1 protein-coding gene and 1 pseudogene are annotated in these 2,763 nt (G+C 64.9%); both read right to left on the reverse strand.

Features of this window, described 5'->3' with window-relative positions:
• Window positions 1–1,989, reverse strand: a 1,989-nt coding sequence (locus tag AKL29_RS33040) for a bi-domain-containing oxidoreductase (protein ID WP_050387170.1), incomplete at its 3' end; no start/stop codon positions are given.
• Between the two features lie 111 nt (window positions 1,990–2,100).
• Window positions 2,101–2,763 (reverse strand): annotated as a pseudogene (locus AKL29_RS45930) (glycosyl hydrolase); the annotation flags it as partial.

Genomic DNA, 2,763 nt, shown 5'->3' on the forward strand with positions numbered 1-2,763 from the left:
CTTGTCGAGCCGCGCTGTCTTCGCCGTGCGCTGTCCGGCGTGCCAGAGCTCGAAGCCCGAGAAATTGTCGAAGGCGGCAAAACCCGTGCTTGCCGATATCTCGAGCGCTTCCTTCGGCACCCGCGGATCGCCGCCGGTGAGATAGCTGAGGCTTGCGACCGAACCGTCGGCAAAATCGAAGGTGGCGACGAGATTGTCGACGTCCCTGCCCGCCGTGCTCGCGGAGACACGCACCGGCTCGGCGCCGACCCACCAGCACAACACGTCGATGAAATGGCCGCCCTCGCCGACGAAGCGGCTGCCTTCGCTCTCGGCCTGCAGATACCAGGACGATTTCTCCAGCGGCCCGGCGATGACGCGATATTGCAGGGTCTGCGGTCCTGCCGGCGCGAACGCCGCGCGCATGCCCTGCAGCAGCGGCGAAAAGCGGCGGTTGAAGCCGACCATCAGCCGGTTGTTGCCGGTTTCCCGGATCACCTGCTCCAATCGATCGAGCGAGTTTGTATCGATCGCCAAGGGCTTTTCGACAAACACGGCCTTGCCGGCGCGCAGCGCCTGCGTCGCGAGGTCGGCATGGGAGGCATGGCGCGTTGCGATCAGCACGGCGTCGATGTCGTCGGCGCCAAGCACCGAGGCCGCGTCCGTCGAGGCACGCGCGAAGCCGAATTTGCGGACCGCCGTGGCGCCGCTGAGGCCAGTATTGGTGGCGACCTCGACAAGATCGACGCGCGGGCTGCTCGCAAGCTGCGGCAACAGCATGCTGGAGGCATAGTTGCCGGCGCCGATGACGCCGAGCCGCACCCGGCCGCTGCGCAGGGCAACCGCCGGACGATAGATCATCTGCATCGCGCGGAGAGCGGCGTGCGGATAGGCGAACACCACGCCGAGACCGACCTCGCCGCGGCTCATGCGCTCGAACGCCGACGTCGCCAGCTCCAGCGGCACCGTTTCGGAAATCAGCGAGGAAAAATCGAGCCGCCCGTCGGCGAGCAGCGCGACGATCGCTTCCATATTGCGCTTCTCGGTCCAGCGCACATGACCGATCGGATAGTCGATGCCGCCCTCCTCATAGAGCGGATCGTAGCGGCCGGGGCCGTAGGAGCGCGAGAAGCGCACATCGAGCTCCTTGTCGTAGAATTCGTTCCACGGCAGGTTCAGCGTGCATTTGCCGATATCGACAATGCGCCCGCGGTCGCGCAGCAGCGCCGCCGAACGCGATGCGAGATCGGGATCGTCGCTGCTCGCGGTGATGAACACGCAATCGACGCCGTTGCCTGCGGTCAGCTGGTCGATCCGGGCGCGGAATTCCGCCGCGGCATCATCCGATGCGACGGCGCAGACCGCGGCGCCCGCAGCCTCCGCCTGGCGGCATCGCGCCTCCAGCCGGTCGAGCCCGGCGACCACGACACCGGCGCTGCGCAGCAGCCGCACCATGATCTGGCCGATCAGGCCAAGCCCGATCACGCAGGCGGTCTCGCCGAAACGGATCTCCGACTGGCGCATCGCCTGCAGGGCGATCGAGGCGATCGTGGTGAATGCGGCCTGGTCTAGCGCAGCGCTGTCCGGCAGCGGCACGCAGAGGTTCACCGGTACCCAATTATATTCGGCGTGGGTTGCATATTGATTGCCGCCGCAGCAGACGCGCTGTCCGACCGAGAAGCCGCCGACGCCCTCGCCCACTTCCACGACGGTGCCCGACAGCGAGTAGCCGAGCGGCGTGTAGGAATCGAGGCGGTTCATCACCTTCTGATAGGTCGCAGCCAACCCCTGCTGACGGACCGAGCGCATCACCTTGGCAACCTGGTCAGGTCGCGCGCGCGCCTTGCCGAGCAGCGACAGGCGGCCTTCGGTGAACTTCATCATCTCGGTGCCGGTCGACACCGCCGAGAACGCCGTGCGCACCAAAACCCCGCCGGGACGGCAGCGCGGCGCCGGCACATCGATCAGCTTGAGCTCGCCGCTCTTATAGTTTTGCGCGATCTGCTTCACAGTCGGTCAATCGCCTCAAGTTAACAGCGCTCCTTGTATCGCGCCCAACGCCCGCAATGAAGCTAAGAACATCGTCATAATTATCTTATTGCCGGAGACTTAACATTGTTATCATTCCAGCAATAGGACCGGTTTTGGCGAGATCTCGACTTCGCCGTTGGCGACAGGCCCTTCGCCGCCGTCGAGGCCCTCGTAAAGGCTAAAACGCGGGTCGGCCCGATAAACGGACCGGCCTTTGGTGGTCCAGAGGATCAAGCCGTTACGGCCATCCGGCATGCGAAGCTCGACGCGCCAGGTCGTCGGCGACGTCCTGCCTGCTGCCACGACGCTTGCACCGACCAGCCAGGACTGGATCGTGCGGTAGGCAATTCCGCTCGGCAGCAGCCCGCGCGCCGGGTCCCATAATTTTCCGAAGTCGCTGCCGCCTCCGGCAAACTCGTACCAATAGAACCGGTCGACGCCGCTGATCCATTTCAGGATGTAGGCGCGTGCCAGACACCCGTCCGGATTGTCCTCATAGGACGACCAGCCGGCCTCGGTGTCCCAGATCGGCCTCGCGGACAGGTCGTGCGCGGCAAGGATTTTCTTGAAGCGCGCAATGATTCCAATCACCGCCTCGGGCTCGCTCGTATAGCCGTGAAAGGCGAACACATCGGCATATTGTCCGCCGCCTTGCGCCATGAAGGCCTGTTGCCAGCGATATCCGTCCGGCGTGCCGTTGGACGGCGGTGTCAGCACGGTCAGGGTGGGATCGCTGGCTTTGATGATCTCGTA

The organism is Bradyrhizobium pachyrhizi, assembly GCF_001189245.1.
Taxonomy (GTDB): Bacteria; Pseudomonadota; Alphaproteobacteria; order Rhizobiales; family Xanthobacteraceae; genus Bradyrhizobium; species Bradyrhizobium pachyrhizi.